The organism is Ruegeria alba, from assembly GCF_022321465.1.
Taxonomy (GTDB): domain Bacteria; phylum Pseudomonadota; class Alphaproteobacteria; order Rhodobacterales; family Rhodobacteraceae; genus Ruegeria_B; species Ruegeria_B alba.
Map to the genome: position 1 here is coordinate 399,924 of NZ_JAKOEM010000001.1, position 16,216 is coordinate 416,139.

The window sequence follows — 16,216 nt, forward strand, 5'->3', positions numbered from 1 at the left end:
GGGTGATCGGCTCAGTTCGCCATCAGCGCGCGCAGGGCCTGGGCCTGAACCGAGATGGTCTCGGGCGCGGCCTTGATCCCGGACAGCACCTTGAGCACCCCGGTCTTGAGCGTCTCGTTCAGCGCGCTGGTCTCTACATTCTCGACCATCTTGTCATAGTCGAAGCCTGACTCGGTCAACAACCCGTTGTCTTGCCAGCTCTTGTAAAGCTCGGCGGCACCGGTTTGCGCGGCGGCCACCTGTTCACCAACTGCGGTGGCAGCATCGTTTGCGACTTGGGTTGCCGTATCAACCGCGCTGTTTGCCGCCTCGGTGGCAGTATCGGCCGCGCTGCTGGCTGTCTCGGTTGCTTGCGTCGCAACGTCCGAGGTAGCCTCGCTTGCCTGATCCACCGCTTGTGCGACGCTATCGGTTGCGTCCTGTACAGCTTCGCTGGCGGCTTCACCGACCTGGGACAGTGTTTCGGTCACGGCCGCTGCAGCCTGATCCACCGCTTCATCGGCTGCGGTTGCGACCTCTTCGGTTGTCGACTGCACGGGCGCTTCGGTGACCGGCTCGGCAGGGGTAACAGTGCTGGTTTGCTGAACTTCAGCCGGTTGTTCGCCCTGTGTGAAAAAAACATAAGCCCCGGCACCGATAGCGCCCAGGGCGACGAGGATCAGAATGCGATTCATTGCGGTCTCCCAATATTTGAGTGGGCTGTACATGGGGGTCTGAATTGTCGGGGGCTAGGGGGAAATTTCGGAATGTACTGGCAAATCGATGGGACCGGCGCTTTTACGCGGATGACAAAAGGGGCAAGCGGCAACACCCCGCCAAGAAGCGCGAAACCAACGTGGATTTAGATGGAGATGACCCTTGCGTCCGACAAAGCAGCTGCGTCGAGCGCAGTTGTTAACAGAGTTTGCCGTTGGAACTGGAGCGGGTAGCGGGAATCGAACCCGCACTTCAGGCTTGGGAAGCCGGCGCGCTACCACTACACCATACCCGCGCTCACCGGGTTCGAATACGCAATGGCCGGAGCCGCGTCAAGCGGTTCCGGCGCGCCGGGCCTGGAACAGGTTGATGGTGGCCGGCATCAGGATCCGGCGCTCTTCGACGTAAGGTTCGAGCGCAGTGCTGACCGCGTCGCGGATCGCGGCTTCGTCCGCCTCGGATCCGTCGAAATGTGCCAGCACCCGTGCGGCTGGTCCCAATCGGGTGCAGAGTGCCGAGGCCCCTGACAACCCGCCGGGCGGGGTCAGCTTTACTTCAACCGCATGGGCCTCGATATCGGCAAGACCGGCTTCGGCCATGAGGCCGGTGACGCGGTCAATGTCGTGAAAGGCCAGAGGTCCCGGTGCGTTGCGGTCTGCCTTGGGCATCTGGCCCAGCCGGTCGGTGGCCGCGCGGTGGGGAAGGTAGAACCAGGGGTTTCCGGCCAGCGGACCCCAGGCGGCAAAGGTCATGCGCCCACCGGGTTTCAATGCACCGGCGATATTGGTGAACGCGGCGACATTGTCGGAAAAGAACATCATGCCGAAACGCGAGATCATCGCGTCGCGCGCAGCCGGCGGAAAGGGCTCGGTCTGGGCATCGGCGAGGGCAAACCCCACATTCTCCATACCCTCGGCCCGCTCCCGGGCCCGCTTAAGGAACGGCGCCGAGATATCGACCCCCAACACATGGCCGCTCGGCCCGACCGTCCGACCTGCCGCCAGGGTGACGTCGCCCAGACCGCAACCGATATCCAGCACGCGCTGGCCCGGCTTCAACTCCGCGCGATCAAGCAGAAGCTCGACGACCGGCGCGAAGGAGGCCGCGATCTGCTCCTCGAAAGTCAGCCATTTCATGCCCGAGGCGGATTTGCCCCAATACTCGGCCTGCTCCTGGTTTGTCTCTGTCATGATACCTCCCTTTGGGAAGGTATCATGCCCTGCGGCGGCGACGGCGGCCAGACCCCTCGTCGTCACCACCCCCGGTGTTGAACGAGACCTTGGGCAGGGTCAGGACCTTGGCCAGTTCGGGGAAGGGTTCGGCCGAGTTCGGGATTGCCGAGGCATTCACGAAATGCTCCTGGAATCGGCGTTCGACCGCGGTCTCGATCTTCTCGATGGCGCGCACGGTGGCCTCTATCTCGGTCCGGGCGTCGGTGTTGAGCAGCGCGATCCGCGCGCCGGTGCCCGCCGCGTTGCCAGCGCTGGTGACCTTGTCCAGCGGGCAATCGGGGATCATGCCCAGAACCATCGCGTGTTTGGCCGAGATATGGGCGCCAAACGCCCCGGCCAGCACCACCCGGTCCACCTTGTCGACCTCCAGCTTGTCCATCAGCAGGCGGGCGCCGGAGTAAAGCGCCGCCTTTGCCATCTGGATGGCGCGCACATCGGGGTTGGTGACGGTGATGGTCGGGCCGCCGTCGGCGGAGCCATCCCACAGCAGATAGGCATTGGTGCGCCCGTCCTGGATGCAACGGGGGCTGCCGGTCTGCTCGGCCGAGCCGATCAGGCCCGAGGCGTCCAGAATGCCCGCCATGCGCATCTCGGCCACCACCTCGATGATGCCCGAGCCGCAGATGCCGGTGATGCCGGTGGTGGCGATCGCTTCGGCAAAGCCTTCCTGATCGGACCAGATCTCCGAACCGATCACGCGGAAACGCGGTTCCTTGGTGACCGGGTCGATCTCGACCCGTTCGATGGCGCCGGGGGCGGCGCGCTGGCCGCTGGAAATCTGTGCGCCTTCAAAGGCCGGGCCGGTGGGCGAGGAGCAGGCCAGCACCTTGTCCTTGTTGCCCAGCAGGATCTCGGCATTGGTGCCCACATCGACCACCAACACCAGATCCTCGGATTTGTCGGGCGCCTCGGACAGGGCGACGGCGGCGGCATCGGCGCCCACATGGCCCGCGATACAGGGCAGGATATAGACGCGCGCGGCGGGATGGATGTTCAGATCCAGTTCCCAGGCCCGCAGCGACAGCGCGTCCGAGGTGGCCAGCGCAAACGGCGCCTGACCCAGCTCGAACGGGTCGATCCCCAGGAACAGGTGGTGCATGACCGGGTTGCAGACAAACACCGCATCCACGATCAGCGCCTTGTCGATCCCGGCCTCGGCTGCGATCTGGGTAAACAGGGCGTTCATGCCTTCGCGCACCGCGCGGGTCATCTCCTGGTCGCCGCCCTTGTTCATCATCGAGTAGCTGACCCGGCTCATCAGATCCTCGCCAAAGCGGATCTGCGGGTTCATGATGCCGGATGAGGCCACCACCTCGCCGCTGTGCAGGTCGCACAGATGCGCGGCGATGGTGGTCGAGCCGAGATCGACCGCCAGCCCATAGACGGTGCCATCGTAATAGCCGGGCCAGATATGCATGATCTTGGGCGGGTGGCTGGCATCGCCCAGATGCACCGCCACGGTGACCTTCCATCCACCCTTGCGCAACACCGGCTGCAACTGGTGCAGGATATGCAGGTCGGTCTGTACGCCGGTCAGCTGCCATTGTTCGGCGAGCGCCGCGATCAGGCGTTCCATGTCGCCGGTGGGCTTGTGCATGTCGGGCTCTTCGACCTCGACATAGAACAGCCGGGTCGAGGGGTTCATGGTGATCTTGCGCGCCTCGGCCCGCTTGCGCACCACCTGGCGGTGGACCTGGCTTTCGGGCGGCACGTCGATCACCACATCGCCCTGTACCGTCGCCTGACAGCCCAGCCGGCGCCCGTCGATCAAGCCGCGCTTGTCCTTGTAGCGCTGCTCGACCGCGTTCCATTCGCTGAGCGCGCCGTCACGTACGGTGACACCATGTTTGGGGAATTCACCATAGGACGGGGTGATCTGGCATTTCGAGCAGATGCCACGCCCGCCGCAGACCGAATCGAGATCGACTCCCAACTGCCGCGCCGCGGTCAGAATGGGAGTGCCTACGGGAAAGTGCCCGCGCTTGCCCGAGGGGGTGAATACGACGAGGGGATCGCTGCTCATGACTTTCTGCCTTCCGGAGTACCGATTGTGCGCGACAATATTGTGTTTTGAGCCGACGGAAAGGCGACGCGCGGCATTTTCCTGTCCGGTGGCGGCATTTACCGCAAAAAGATGTGGCCTGGATGTGGGTTCAGTCGGCTGCGTCTTTGTCGAGCCAATCCAGAATCGCGGCCCGATCCGCATCCAGATCCGGCGCCGGGGCGCGGGTGGCCGGGTCGGGCAAGTCGGTCATCTTGATCGGGTTGCCAGCAGCGGTATAGGCCGGGGCGCCATCGGGTCCCAGCACATCCACAACCATGTTGCGGGCGCGGATCTGCGGATCGTTCAGCACCTCGGCCACGTTCTGGATCGGGCCGGTGGGAATGCCCGCGCGGGTCAGGGTGTCGATCCAATGCGCCTTGGGCCGGTCGATGGTCACCGCCTCGATCAGCCGTTTCAAAAGCCGCGCATTCTGGCAGCGGGCCGGGTTGGTGGCAAAGCGCGGATCATCCGCCAGCGGCAGGTCCAGCGCGTCGCAGAGGCGGGCAAACAGGCCGTCATTGCCGGCGGCGATGACGAAAAGCCCATCCTCGGCGTGAAAGGTCTCGAACGGGGTGATCGAGGGATGCCGCGCGCCCGAGGGGCGCGGCGGCTCGCCGGTGACGCTGGTGATGGCGATGGCATGTTCCAGAAGCGCCAACTGGCTGTCGAGCATCGCCACATCGATCTTTTGCCCCGCGCCGCCGCGGTCTACCTGCAACAAGGCGGCCAGCACACCTTGCACCAGATACATGCCCGCCACGATATCGCCGATCGAGGCGCCGACGCGCACCGGCTCGCGGTCGCGCTCGCCGGTGATCGACATCACCCCGCCACGCGCCTGCACCACCATGTCATAGGCGGGACGCTGCGCCTCGGGTCCGGTATGGCCAAAGCCGGAGACGGCGCCATAAATCAGCTTTGGGTGACGCGCATGCAGCGCCTCCCAGCCGTAGCCCAGCCGCTCCATCACGCCGGGGCGGTAGTTTTCCAGCAGGATATCGGCCCGCGCCAGCAGCCGGTCGAAAATGACCCGGTCCTCGGGCGCCTTGAGGTCCAGCGCGATGCTTTCCTTGCCATGGTTGATGGTGGCGAAATAGGCGCTCTTGCCACCCTTGAACGGGGGAAAGGCGCGGGTGTCATCGCCCTGTCCGGGGCGCTCGACCTTGATGACCCGAGCGCCCAGATCGGCCAGTGTCATGCTGGCAAAGGGCCCCGCCAGAACATGGGTCAGGTCCAGAACGAGGGTGCCGCTGAGAGGGCCGGACATGGGCGTTTCCTTTCTTCATTCGCGCAAGAGGCAGGGATAGCGGGCCTGCGTGACGCTGCCTTGACACAGATCAGGGTCGGGCGCGTCCGTTTTCTGCGCGCTGGCCCTTTTACCCGGTGGATAACTGTGCCATAGGGTCACCGCCAAACGGGATTATGCATGGGGACCGCAAATGCAGATTCGTGAGGCTCTCACCTTTGACGATGTTCTACTGGTTCCGGCGGCCTCGTCGGTGCTGCCGTCGACCGCCGACACCAGAACCCGCGTGACGCGCGAGATCAAGCTGAACATACCGCTGCTGAGTTCGGCCATGGACACGGTGACCGAGGCGCGCATGGCCATCGCCATGGCCCAGGCCGGTGGCATGGGCGTGATCCACAAGAACCTGAGCGTGGATGAGCAGGCGCGCGAGGTGCGCCGGGTCAAACGGTTCGAAAGCGGTATCGTCTACAACCCCGTCACGCTGCGCCCGGATCAGACCATTGCCGACGCCAAGGCCTTGGTAGAGCGGTATAATTTCACCGGCTTCCCGGTCACGGACGACCGTGGCCATATCGTCGGCATCGTCACCAACCGTGACATGCGTTTTGCCACCAGCGATGACATGCCGGTCAGCGCGGTGATGACCACGAGCGACCTGGCAATGCTGGCCGAACCCGCCGATCTTGACGAGGCGAAAAGCCTGATGCGCGCGCGCCGGATCGAGAAACTGCTGGTGCATGACGGGCAGGGGCGGTTGACCGGCCTGCTGACGCTGAAAGACACTGAACAGGCGGTGCTGAACCCCACCGCTTGCAAGGATCATCTGGGGCGCCTGCGGGTCGCGGCGGCCAGCTCGGTTGGCGACAGCGGCTTTGCCCGTTCCGAGGCGCTGATCGATGCGGGCGTCGATATCGTGGTGGTCGACACCGCACATGGGCATTCGGCGGGTGTGATCGACGCGGTGCGCCGGATCAAGCAACAGTCGAACATGGTTCAGGTGATCGCGGGCAACGTGGCCACGGCAGACGCGACCAAGGCGCTGATCGACGCCGGTGCCGATGCGGTCAAGGTGGGCATCGGGCCGGGCTCGATCTGTACCACACGGATGGTGGCCGGTGTCGGCGTGCCGCAGTTGACCGCGATCATGGATTGCGCCCAGGCGGCGGGCGACGTGCCCGTGATCGCCGATGGCGGCATCAAGTTCTCGGGCGATTTCGCCAAGGCGATCGCGGCGGGCGCGTCCTGTGCCATGGTCGGCTCGATGATCGCGGGCACCGATGAAAGCCCGGGAGAAGTCATTCTGTATCAAGGGCGTAGCTTCAAAAGCTACCGTGGCATGGGCAGCCTTGGCGCGATGGCGCGCGGCTCGGCCGACCGCTATTTCCAGAAGGATGCGGCCAGCGACAAGCTGGTACCCGAAGGGATCGAGGGGCAGGTCCCCTACAAGGGTTCGGCCAGTGCGGTGATCCACCAGCTGGTGGGCGGCTTGCGGGCCGCGATGGGCTATACCGGCTGCGCCACCGTGGCCGAGATGCGCCAGAACTGCCAGTTCGTGAAGATCACCGGTGCCGGGCTCAAGGAAAGCCACGTGCACGACGTGCAGATCACCCGCGAAAGCCCCAACTACCGGATCGGATGATGGATCCGGTGGACAGCGTCCGCAGCGGCCCGTGGCGGGTCGACTGTCTGGTCGATGGCGGTATGACATTCGGCACGGATGTGTTTGCCAATGTCGCCCCCGCCCGGCAGGCCGAGTTGCTGGGCGCGGCGGGCCTGAGCGCGGCGGTGACCGAGTTCAACGCCTATCTGATGCGCCATGACGATGGTCGCATCTGGCTGGTCGATACCGGTTGCGGCAGCATTTGCGGCCCCGAGGGTGGGCAATTGCCCGACCGGCTGGCAAGCGCGGGCATCGCGCCCGGCGATATCAGCCGGGTGATCCTGACCCATCTGCATGCCGATCATTGCGGCGGGCTGCTGGGGTCGGGTGCGGCGCTGTTTGCCGATGCCGAGATCCTGCTGCATCCCGACGAGGTTGCGCATTGGCGCGACACAGAGGCGCCCGGCGCCCAGGTGCTCAAGACCTGCGCCGACCGCCTCCGGCTGGTCGGCTCGGATGCGGATCTGGGCGCGGATGTCCGGGTCTGGGCCTTGCCGGGGCACACGCCCGGTCATTTCGGCCTGCGGATCGGCGACGATCTGGTGCTGGCCGGTGACATCGTGCATTCCGAGGCGCTGCAACTGCCCGATCCGGAAAACGCCACCCAATTCGACGTAGACCCGGCGCAGGCCCTTGCCAGCCGCCGCGCGGCGCTGGCCGAGATCGCCGAGCGCAACCTTGTCTGGTCGGGCAGCCACCTGATCGGCGCCAAATTCGCCCGGTTAGATCGCGCCGGTGACGGCTTTGCGAAACTGGAGACCTGAGAGATGACCCCCGCCGCCCGGCTTCAGGCCGCGATCGAGGTTCTGGACGAGATCCTGGCCGGAAAGCCCGCCGAACGGGCGCTGACTGGCTGGGCGCGCCGCTCGCGGTTTGCCGGGTCCAAGGATCGCGCGGCGCTGCGTGACCATGTGTTCGACGCGCTGCGCGCCCGACGCTCCTTTGCGGCACGCGGCGGGGCCGAGACCGGGCGCGGCCTGATCCTGGGCCTGTGCCGGGCACAGGGCTTGACCGTTGCGGATCTGTTTACCGGTATCGGCCATGCGCCCGCGCCGTTGACACCCGGGGAACAGGCCAGTGGACGCGACCCCGCGCCGGGGGCCGAAGCGGCGGATATTCCCGACTGGCTCTGGCCCCGGTTCCAGGCCAGCCTGGGCGCGCAGGCGCAACAGGCGGGCGAAATCATGCAGAGCCGCGCGCCGGTGCATCTGCGGGTCAATACCGCCCGCACCGACCGCCCCGGCGCCATCGCCGCATTGGCGGGTGAAGGGATCGCAACCCAGCCGCACCCCGCCTGCGACACCGCGCTGGAAGTGACCGAAGGCGCCCGTGGTATCGCCCGCTCGACCGCCTATCTGGACGGGCTGGTCGAGTTGCAGGATGCCGCCAGCCAGGCCATCGTGGCTGCCCTGCCGCTGGCGCCGGGCATGCGCGTGCTTGATTATTGCGCCGGGGGCGGGGGCAAGACGCTGGCGCTGGCGGCGGTTCCGGGGGTCGAGGTGTTCGCCCATGACGCCGCCCCGCAGCGCATGCGCGACCTGCCGGTGCGCGCGGCCCGGGCCGGGGCGCGGGTGCGTCTGCTTGATACCGACGAAGCGACGCGAGCGGCGCCTTTCGACCTGGTACTGGCCGATGCGCCCTGTTCGGGCAGCGGCTCATGGCGTCGGGCGCCCGCTGGCAAGTGGGACCTGACCGAAGAGACATTCACCGCCTTGCTGGCAGTCCAGCGCGAGATCCTGCAACGCGCCGCTGCTCTGACTGCACCGGGCGGGGTGCTGGCCTATGCCACCTGCTCGATGCTGACCGAGGAGAATGACGGCGCGGTGCAGGCGTTTCTGGATGCGGGCGACTGGAAACAGGACGATTGTCGCCGTTGGGATGTGCTATCAGGCACAGACGGTTTCTATCTTGCACTCTTGACGAGAATACATTCCGAGTTTTAACAACCATAAGGATAGTTGGAGTCACGGACGGATGGGGCGCGTTAAAGCGGACTTAACCCTTGATGGGCGACAAAGTCCTGACGACTCAAATGCCGGAGCCGGAATGTGACCGAATTCACCGCCTCGATCCCACCTGTGCAGTCCACGTGGCGCAGTACCCGCGCGCGGGCGGTCGCGATGCTGTTGCTGGCATTGGCGGCCTTTGGCGCGGCCGTCTTCTGGGACCTGTCCGGATTCGCGCAGAAGGCGTTAGTCGCGGCGGGAGGGGCCTCGGTGCTGGTCACCGGATGGCTGCTTTATCAGGGACGCAACACGCGCGGGGTCGAAACCCAGATGCGCGGGTTTCTGGCGGGATTCATCGAAAAGGACGCCACCCCGAGTTTTGTGACCGATGAAGAGGGCGCGATACAGGCCCGCAACGCCGCCGCCTCGATCCGGTTCTCGGGCACCGCGGACGAGACACTTGGCGCCACGCTGCGCTCGATCTTCGGCAATCCCTCGGCGGTGCTCTACCGCTTGCAATGCCGGGCCCGGATCGAAGGTAACGCGCGCGAGGATGTGGTGACACGGCGCGGCCATATCCGCCTGTCGGTGCATGTGCTGGGCGACGTCGGATTTCTTTGGCGGGTCGAGGATATCACCGATCGCACCGCCGCCAGCAGCCGCGCCGACAACCTGCCATTGCCGATGCTGACCATCGGGCGCTCGGGCGCGGTGCTGTTCATGAACGAGGCGGCGCGCAGCTTTGTCGGTTCGCGGATAAAATCGTTGGACCGGCTGTTTCTGCAACTGCCGTATCGCCCGGGCGAGATCAACCATGTCAGCACGGGCGAGGGCAACGCGCCTGCGATCGTGGTCGAAATCTCCAACAGTCCGGGCCGGCAGGAACTGTTCCTGATCCCCTTCAAGGGGGAACTTGGGCAGGGCGAGGCGCCCGATTTCGCCACCCTGCCGGTGGCGATGATGCGTCTGACGGCGACGGGCAAGGTGCTGGAGGTGAACCGGCTAGCGCAGGACCTGCTGGGCGGACCGGTAGAGCCTGACACGACGCTCGACCAGTTGATGATGGGTTTGGGACGGCCGATTCCCGACTGGCTACGCCAAACCGCGGAAGAGGCCGGTGCCCCCCGGTCGGAATTCCTGCGCCTAAGTGGGCGTGACAGCGAAATGTTCGTGCAGGTCACGCTGAGCCCGATCAGCGAGGCAGGGCAGACCGGGTTGATAGCGGTGCTGAACGATGCCACCGAACTCAAGACGCTTGAGGCGCAATTCGTGCAAAGTCAGAAAATGCAGGCGGTTGGTCAACTTGCGGGTGGCGTCGCGCATGATTTTAACAACCTGCTGACGGCGATTTCGGGCCATTGCGATCTCTTGCTGCTGCGCCACGATCAGGGTGATCCTGACTATGGTGATCTGGTGCAGATCAACCAGAACGCTAACCGGGCTGCGGCGCTGGTCAGCCAGCTCTTGGCCTTTTCGCGCAAACAAACCCTGCGACCTGAGGTCCTGGACCTGCGCGACACGCTGGCGGACCTGATCCACCTGCTGAACCGGCTTGTGGGGGAGAAGGTAACGCTCACCCTAAGTCATGATCCGGTGCTGAAATCGGTGCGTGCTGACAAGCGACAGCTGGAACAGGTGCTGATGAACCTAGTCGTCAATGCCCGAGACTCGATGCCCAAAGGGGGTGAAATCCGAATTGAAACCGAAATGGTGAGCTTGGAAGAACCGCTGGAGCGGGACCGAGCCACCCTTCCGATCGGTGAATATGTCACCGTCAAAGTGCGGGACGAGGGGACCGGGATCGAGCCTGACAAGTTGCAAAAAATCTTCGAACCCTTCTACACCACCAAGCGCACCGGCGAAGGCACCGGCCTTGGCCTCTCTACAGTTTACGGTATCGTCAAGCAGACCGGCGGATTTATCTTCGTCGACAGCGTTCTGGGCAAGGGAACTGAATTCACACTCTACCTGCCAGCCTATCAGGCGGTGGCGGACGAAGAGATCCCGGCGCCCACGCGGCCTGAGAAACCTTTGGCGACCCATGGCGCGGGTGTCGTGTTGTTGGTCGAGGACGAGGCGCCAGTGCGGGCATTCGCCTCGCGCGCGCTACGGCTGCGCGGCTATACTGTGATCGAGGCGGATTCGGCCGAAGAGGCGCTCCGCCTGCTTGAGGATCCAGATCTGGCCGTCGATGTCTTTGTCACCGATGTGGTGATGCCGGGGCTGGACGGGCCGACCTGGGTGCGTCAGGCGCGCGAAGAGCGTCCCGACGTGCGGGTGGTGTTTGTTTCGGGTTATTCCGAGGGCGCGTTTGGCGAAACAGACAGCGCGTTGCCGAATTCGGTCTTTCTGCCGAAACCCTTCTCGCTGACACAACTGACCGAAACGGTGCACCAGCAGCTTCATTGAGGCAGATCAGATCGCGCGCGCGTGCAACTCGAACTCGTCGGCGCATTTGCGGCGCAGCCGCTCGGCGATGTCGGGGGACAGCTCAAGCGGCAGATCGGGCGAGACATTCTCCCGGGCCGGAGCGATCTCGGTCTGCAAGCGGTCTTGCAGAAAGGCGCGAATGCCCGGCTGGTTCTCGTATTTGAACAGATGTCTGACGGTACAGCCATTGGGACGCGGGGTCAGAAACCGCGCCTGGGAGCCGACATTGGCAAACCCTGGGCGCTTGCCCTGCATATAGGCGTTCACGAAGTCATCGAAGCTGATGCCATGGGTCGCGTTCGGTTTGCCCTGCATGAAAGGGCGCTGGCGATAGCGATACCAGCTGCCAAGCCAGTCGACCGGCTCGCGCACCACGGCCATGATCTCCATCTCGACCCCGAACATCTTCTCGAAAATCGGTCGAAAAAACCGGTCATAGCGGTAAATGGGCGCATGTTTCAACTCGGGCGGGTCGGACACGACAATGTCAGCGCGGGCACGCAGCGCGGTCTGATAAGCGGTGGTTCCGGTCTTGGGGACAGAGAGAAGTACGAGTCTTTCCTTAAAGAAAACAAGCATCTGCTCTCCAACCCTCCTGCCTGACCCATGAAACCTGTTCAGCGTAAACCACTCCTTAACACAATTGGAAAAGAGTGAATAAGAAAGATTTTGTTTGAAATGTTCTCCTTTTGACCCCATAAGGAACAAGAGGTGAACAAAGACCCGATTGCCGCCCGTGACGGCGTGTGACAAAAGGAAGGGGACAGGATAATGGCGGATCTTCTGACGATGAGCAGCAAACAGAACGCGGACAAGCAAAAGGCGCTGGACAGCGCCCTGGCCCAGATCGAGCGGCAGTTCGGCAAAGGCTCGATCATGAAACTTGGCGGCGAGAACGCCATTCAGGAGATCGAGGCAAGTTCGACCGGCTCGCTGGGGTTGGATATCGCGCTGGGAATCGGCGGTCTGCCGATGGGGCGGATTGTCGAGATTTACGGGCCGGAAAGTTCGGGCAAGACAACGCTGACCCTGCATTGCATCGCCGAACAGCAGAAACGCGGTGGCGTCTGTGCATTCGTCGATGCCGAACATGCGCTTGACCCGCAATATGCGCGCAAGCTGGGCGTCGATCTGGATGAACTTCTGATCAGCCAGCCCGATACCGGTGAACAGGCGCTGGAGATCACCGATACGCTGGTGCGCTCGGGCGCGGTCAACATGGTCGTGGTCGATTCGGTCGCTGCGCTGACCCCCAAATCGGAACTTGAAGGCGACATGGGCGATTCCAGCGTCGGCGTGCAGGCGCGCCTGATGAGCCAGGCCATGCGCAAGCTGACCGGTTCGATCAGCCGTTCGAAATGCATGGTGATCTTCATCAACCAGATCCGGATGAAGATCGGCGTGATGTTCGGCAGCCCGGAAACCACCACCGGTGGCAACGCGCTGAAATTCTACAGCTCGGTCCGCCTGGATATCCGCCGCATCGGTGCCATCAAGGACCGTGACGAGGTTGTGGGCAACGCCACCCGCGTCAAGGTGGTCAAGAACAAGGTGGCGCCGCCCTTCAAGCAGGTCGAGTTCGACATCATGTATGGCGAGGGTATCTCGAAGACCGGTGAGTTGCTGGATCTGGGCGTCAAGGCCGGCGTGGTCGAGAAATCCGGCAGCTGGTTCTCTTACGGAGATGAGCGGATCGGCCAGGGCCGTGAGAACGCCAAGACCTTTCTCAAGGAAAACCAGTCGATTGCGTTGGCGATCGAAGACAAGATCCGCGCCGCGCACGGGCTGGAGTTCGACATGACCGAAGATGGCGAGGACATCCTCGAAGCCTGACCAGACCCGCGGCCGGGCAATCTGACAACAGGGGCGTCCAATGGCGGGCGCCCCATTTTTCTGCGCTGCGGCTGCGAGGAGTGGACTATCGCTTACGCTGCGGCTAAACCGGCTCAGACCTTGTCGAATTCGCGCCGAGAGAGCCAGAATGCCCAGCCTGAACGATATCCGATCGACCTTTCTGAACTATTTCGCGAAGCAGGGGCATACGATCGTCCCGTCCAGCCCGCTGGTGCCGCGCAACGACCCGACGCTGATGTTCACCAATTCGGGCATGGTGCAGTTCAAGAACTGCTTTACCGGGGTAGACAAGCGCGACTATGTCCGCGCCACCACCGCACAGAAATGCGTGCGGGCGGGCGGCAAGCACAACGACCTCGACAATGTGGGCTATACCGCCCGGCATCACACGTTTTTCGAAATGCTCGGCAACTTCTCCTTTGGCGATTATTTCAAATCCGAGGCGATCCCCTTTGCCTGGGAACTGATCACCCGCGATTTCGACATTCCAAAGGACAAGCTTTATACCACGGTCTATCACACCGATGACGAGGCCTTCGAGATCTGGAAGAAGGTGGGCGTGCCCGAGGACCGGATCATTCGCATCGCCACCTCGGACAATTTCTGGCAGATGGGCCCGACCGGCCCCTGTGGCCCCTGCACCGAGATTTTCTATGACCATGGCGACCATATCTGGGGTGGCCCTCCGGGCAGCCCGGAAGAGGATGGCGACCGGTTCATCGAGATCTGGAACATCGTCTTCATGCAGAACGAGAAGTTCGAGGACGGCTCGATGGTCGATCTCGACATGCAGTCGATCGACACCGGCATGGGGCTGGAGCGGATCGGCGCGCTGCTTCAGGGCAGTCATGACAACTATGACACCGACCTGTTCAAGGCATTGATCGAGGCTTCGGCCGATGCCACTAGTGTCGATCCCTATGGCGATCAGAACGTGCACCACCGGGTGATCGCCGATCACCTGCGGTCTACCTCGTTCCTGATCGCGGATGGGGTGATGCCCAGCAATGACGGGCGCGGCTATGTGCTGCGGCGGATCATGCGGCGGGCGATGCGGCATGCCCACCTGTTGGGCGCCAAGGATCCGGTGATGCACCGGCTGGTGCGCACGCTGGTGGGCCAGATGGGCGCGGCCTATCCGGAACTGGGACGGGCGCAGGCGCTGATCGAAGAAACTCTGCTGTTGGAAGAAACCCGGTTCAAGCAGACGCTGGACCGGGGCCTGAAACTGCTGGATGACGAGTTGGGCGCGCTGCCCGAGGGCGCGCCGCTGCCGGGCGAGGCGGCGTTCAAGCTGTATGACACTTACGGGTTTCCGCTGGACCTGACGCAGGACGCGCTGCGCGAGAAGGGCCGCAAGGTCGATACCGACGGGTTCGACGCCGCGATGGCCGAGCAGAAGGCCAAGGCGCGCGCCGCCTGGGCGGGCTCGGGCGAGGCGGCGGACAATGCCGTCTGGTTCGACGTGCTGGATGTCGCGGGCGCGACCGATTTCCTGGGCTATGACACCGAAAAGGCCGAGGGTCAGGCGCTGGTGCTGGTGGTCGATGGTGCCGTCAGCGACAGGATTGCCGAGGGCGGCAGCGGCTGGGTGGTGACCAACCAGACCCCGTTCTATGGCGAATCCGGTGGTCAGGTCGGTGATAGCGGCGTGGTCCGCCGGCTGGAGAACCGCGATCACGTGGCCCTGGTCGAGGACACGCGCAAGTTCGCCGAAGGCAAGGTCTATGCCCATAAGGTGACGATGGAGCGCGGCACGCTGGCCAAGGGCGATGCGGTCGAGCTGGAGGTGGATCATGCCCGCCGCAGCGCGATCCGGGCCAACCACTCGGCCACGCACCTGTTGCACGAGGCGCTGCGCGAGGCATTGGGCGATCATGTGGCCCAGCGCGGCTCGTTGAACGCCGCCGACCGGCTGCGCTTCGATTTCAGCCATGCCAAGGCGCTGAGCGAGGCGGAACTTTCCCGGGTCGGCACCGAGGTGAACCGGTTCATCCGGCAGAATTCCAATGTCGAGACCCGTATCATGACCCCCGACGATGCTCGCGCCATCGGGGCGCAGGCGCTGTTCGGCGAGAAATACGGCGACGAGGTGCGGGTGGTGTCCATGGGCCGGGCCGAGACCGGCAAGGGTGCCGATGGCAAGACCTGGTCGATCGAGCTGTGCGGCGGCACCCACGTGGCGCAGACCGGCGATATCGGCATGTTCGTGATCCTGGGCGATAGCGCGTCGAGCGCAGGGGTACGCCGGATCGAGGCGCTGACCGGGCAGGCCGCATATGAACACCTGGCACAGGAGGTTGCACGCCTGTCGCAAGTGACCGCGATGCTCAAGGCGCAACCGGCCGAGGTGGCCGAGCGGGTGCGGGCGCTGTTGGACGAGCGCAAGGCGCTCCAGAACGAGGTGGCGCAGCTGCGCCGCGATCTGGCCATGGCCGGAGGGGCCGGGCAGGGTGGTGGCGCCGAGGCGCGCGAGGTGAAAGGTGTGCCTTTCCTTGCGCAGGTCCTGTCTGGTGTATCGGGCAAGGACCTGCCGGCGCTGATCGACGAGCACAAGGACCGGCTGGGGTCGGGTGCGGTGCTGCTGATCGCCGATACCGGCGGCAAGGTAGCGGTGGCTGCCGGGGTGACGGCCGATCTGACCGACCGGGTGTCGGCGGTCGATCTGGTGCGCGCGGCCGTGGCCGAGCTGGGCGGCAAGGGCGGTGGTGGCCGTGCCGACATGGCCCAGGGCGGTGGTCAGGACGCAGGCAAAGCGGATGCGGCGATCAAGGCCGCGGAACAGGTATTGGGAGGATAAGACGATGGGTGCACTCTGGATTGCACATGTGACGGTGACAGACGCCGAAGCATATGGAAAATATGCCGAACTGGCCGGGCCCGCCATTGCCAAACACGGCGGCACATTTGTCGCGCGGGGTGGCCGTTTCGTTCAGCTTGAAGGCAAGGAGCGCCCGCGCAACGTCGTGGCGCGCTTTCCCAGCGTCGAGGCGGCGGTGGATTGTTACAACTCGCCCGAATACCAGGCGGCGCTGGACCATGCGCGCGGCGCATCGGAGCGCGAACTGATGGTTGTCGAGACCAACGAATAAGAAAATTCTGCGA

The 16,216-nt window shown here is 64.2% G+C and carries 12 protein-coding genes and 1 tRNA gene; 7 read left to right on the top strand and 6 right to left on the bottom strand.

All coding sequences use genetic code 11. The features are described from left to right. Positions 1-11: 11 nt before the first annotated feature. From MB818_RS01920 to MB818_RS01940, 5 genes are all read right to left on the bottom strand, one after another. Positions 12-674: a hypothetical protein gene (locus MB818_RS01920; protein ID WP_234136659.1), complete on the bottom strand. Its 663-nt coding sequence runs from the start codon at positions 672-674 to the stop codon at positions 12-14. A gap of 243 nt (positions 675-917) precedes the next feature. Beyond that, positions 918-991, bottom strand: a tRNA-Gly gene (locus MB818_RS01925). 37 nt (positions 992-1,028) lie between these two features. Further along, positions 1,029-1,886, bottom strand: coding sequence for a class I SAM-dependent methyltransferase (locus tag MB818_RS01930; RefSeq protein WP_238903706.1), 858 nt, complete (start codon positions 1,884-1,886; stop codon positions 1,029-1,031). Positions 1,887-1,908: 22 nt separating this feature from the next. Continuing rightward, the gene (locus tag MB818_RS01935) at positions 1,909-3,951 is read right to left on the bottom strand and encodes an ASKHA domain-containing protein (RefSeq protein ID WP_234218006.1); all 2,043 of its coding nucleotides are present in this window, start codon (positions 3,949-3,951) and stop codon (positions 1,909-1,911) included. A gap of 130 nt (positions 3,952-4,081) precedes the next feature. Continuing rightward, a complete protein-coding gene (locus MB818_RS01940; RefSeq protein WP_238903708.1) occupies positions 4,082-5,239 on the bottom strand; it encodes a CaiB/BaiF CoA transferase family protein in 1,158 nt (385 codons plus the stop codon). Between the two features lie 172 nt (positions 5,240-5,411). Here MB818_RS01940 and guaB point away from each other — a divergent pair, with 172 nt between their 5' ends. From guaB to MB818_RS01960, 4 genes are all read left to right on the top strand, one after another. Continuing rightward, positions 5,412-6,860 carry an IMP dehydrogenase gene (gene guaB / locus MB818_RS01945; RefSeq protein ID WP_234136663.1) on the top strand — a complete coding sequence of 483 codons (1,449 nt, stop codon included), beginning with the start codon at positions 5,412-5,414 and terminating at the stop codon, positions 6,858-6,860. Next, the gene (locus tag MB818_RS01950; RefSeq protein WP_234175759.1) at positions 6,860-7,645 is read left to right on the top strand and encodes an MBL fold metallo-hydrolase; all 786 of its coding nucleotides are present in this window, start codon (positions 6,860-6,862) and stop codon (positions 7,643-7,645) included. The genes guaB and MB818_RS01950 overlap by 1 nt, the downstream gene beginning before the upstream one ends. A 3-nt stretch (positions 7,646-7,648) precedes the next feature. Next, complete coding sequence (locus tag MB818_RS01955) at positions 7,649-8,824, top strand: RsmB/NOP family class I SAM-dependent RNA methyltransferase (RefSeq protein WP_234215734.1); 1,176 nt, start codon at positions 7,649-7,651, stop codon at positions 8,822-8,824. 177 nt (positions 8,825-9,001) lie between these two features. Then, positions 9,002-11,236, top strand: coding sequence for a hybrid sensor histidine kinase/response regulator (locus MB818_RS01960; RefSeq protein WP_255699865.1), 2,235 nt, complete (start codon positions 9,002-9,004; stop codon positions 11,234-11,236). Between the two features lie 6 nt (positions 11,237-11,242). Here MB818_RS01960 and MB818_RS01965 read toward each other — a convergent pair whose 3' ends face one another. Next, positions 11,243-11,836 (bottom strand): gamma-glutamyl kinase, encoded by a 594-nt coding sequence (locus MB818_RS01965; protein WP_238903712.1) that lies wholly within the window; start codon positions 11,834-11,836, stop codon positions 11,243-11,245. Between the two features lie 192 nt (positions 11,837-12,028). On the opposite strand from MB818_RS01965, the gene recA reads away from it, so the two are divergent. The 3 genes from recA to MB818_RS01980 all read left to right on the top strand — a co-directional run bounded on the left by recA (position 12,029) and on the right by MB818_RS01980 (position 16,203). Then, on the top strand, positions 12,029-13,090 hold the full coding sequence (recA, locus tag MB818_RS01970) for a recombinase RecA (protein WP_234136668.1): 1,062 nt from the start codon (positions 12,029-12,031) through the stop codon (positions 13,088-13,090). Between the two features lie 148 nt (positions 13,091-13,238). Next, entirely contained in the window at positions 13,239-15,911 is a 2,673-nt protein-coding gene (alaS, locus tag MB818_RS01975; protein WP_238903714.1) for an alanine--tRNA ligase, read from the top strand. A gap of 4 nt (positions 15,912-15,915) precedes the next feature. Then, the gene (locus MB818_RS01980; RefSeq protein WP_234136670.1) at positions 15,916-16,203 is read left to right on the top strand and encodes a DUF1330 domain-containing protein; all 288 of its coding nucleotides are present in this window, start codon (positions 15,916-15,918) and stop codon (positions 16,201-16,203) included. The last annotated feature ends 13 nt before the right edge of the window (positions 16,204-16,216 follow it).

What these genes read in the sequence shown, in the direction of transcription:
- MB818_RS01955 (WP_234215734.1), top strand. Translation starts at nt 7,649, where the DNA reads ATGACCCCCGCCGCCCGGCTTCAGGCCGCGATCGAGGTTCTGGACGAG.
- recA (WP_234136668.1), top strand. Translation starts at nt 12,029, where the DNA reads ATGGCGGATCTTCTGACGATGAGCAGCAAACAGAACGCGGACAAGCAA.
- alaS (WP_238903714.1), top strand. Translation starts at nt 13,239, where the DNA reads ATGCCCAGCCTGAACGATATCCGATCGACCTTTCTGAACTATTTCGCG.
- MB818_RS01960 (WP_255699865.1), top strand. Translation starts at nt 9,002, where the DNA reads ATGCTGTTGCTGGCATTGGCGGCCTTTGGCGCGGCCGTCTTCTGGGAC.
- MB818_RS01965 (WP_238903712.1), bottom strand. Translation starts at nt 11,836, where the DNA reads ATGCTTGTTTTCTTTAAGGAAAGACTCGTACTTCTCTCTGTCCCCAAG.
- guaB (WP_234136663.1), top strand. Translation starts at nt 5,412, where the DNA reads ATGCAGATTCGTGAGGCTCTCACCTTTGACGATGTTCTACTGGTTCCG.
- MB818_RS01950 (WP_234175759.1), top strand. Translation starts at nt 6,860, where the DNA reads ATGGATCCGGTGGACAGCGTCCGCAGCGGCCCGTGGCGGGTCGACTGT.
- MB818_RS01930 (WP_238903706.1), bottom strand. Translation starts at nt 1,886, where the DNA reads ATGACAGAGACAAACCAGGAGCAGGCCGAGTATTGGGGCAAATCCGCC.
- MB818_RS01920 (WP_234136659.1), bottom strand. Translation starts at nt 674, where the DNA reads ATGAATCGCATTCTGATCCTCGTCGCCCTGGGCGCTATCGGTGCCGGG.
- MB818_RS01935 (WP_234218006.1), bottom strand. Translation starts at nt 3,951, where the DNA reads ATGAGCAGCGATCCCCTCGTCGTATTCACCCCCTCGGGCAAGCGCGGG.
- MB818_RS01940 (WP_238903708.1), bottom strand. Translation starts at nt 5,239, where the DNA reads ATGTCCGGCCCTCTCAGCGGCACCCTCGTTCTGGACCTGACCCATGTT.
- MB818_RS01980 (WP_234136670.1), top strand. Translation starts at nt 15,916, where the DNA reads ATGGGTGCACTCTGGATTGCACATGTGACGGTGACAGACGCCGAAGCA.